General features: G+C 34.9%; 1 protein-coding gene. It reads left to right on the top strand.

All coding sequences use genetic code 11. The features are described from left to right. Nucleotides 1-675 (top strand): PorP/SprF family type IX secretion system membrane protein (locus tag LBV24_RS15035; protein WP_224479481.1); only part of this gene is annotated, 675 nt, incomplete at its 5' end. Nucleotides 676-677 lie beyond the last annotated feature (2 nt).

Here is a 677-nt window from a genome sequence, read left to right as displayed (position 1 = left end):
ATCAATGATAAATTGGGTTATGAAAATTTTTCATATATCTATGGTGATTTCTCATATACTATCCCAACAGGCGTTAATTCTGAATTGGCTTTTGGAATTAAAGGAGGCTTTACACATTATAGCTTGGACGAAGAGTTATTGAATGATCCTTCTGTTGTAAACGATCCATTTTTTAACGATGTATCCAATAGATGGAGCCCAAATGTTGGTGCCGGAATTTATTGGCATTCTCAACGTTGGTATCTTGGCCTTTCAGCTCCAAGAATCCTTAATACGGATTATAACAATGGCGGAAGCGGTAATATCGATTATGTGGCGTTGGAACGTATAAGTTACTATTTCACTGGTGGTTATGTATTCAATTTAAGCGAAACAACTAAGCTAAAACCATCGGTTTTATTAAAAGCTACAAATGGTGCTCCTTTATCTGTTGATATTTCGGCAAACTTTTTGTTTAATGAAACATTCTGGATAGGTGGAGGTTACAGAATTAATGAATCTGCAGCAGCCATAGGGGGAATTGCTGATTTTCAGGTATCAAAACAACTGAGAATTGGTTATGCATATGAATATCCAATATCTGATATTAGACCTTATACAAGTGGAACACATGAAGTACTGCTCATGTTTGAGGTATTTAAAACTAAACGAATTAAATCACCAAGATACTTCTAAAA

This window comes from Winogradskyella vincentii, assembly GCF_020166345.1.
Taxonomy (GTDB): Bacteria; Bacteroidota; Bacteroidia; order Flavobacteriales; family Flavobacteriaceae; genus Winogradskyella; species Winogradskyella vincentii.
Note: the sequence above shows the minus strand (reverse complement) of the source record. Positions and strands in the feature narration are given on the sequence as shown.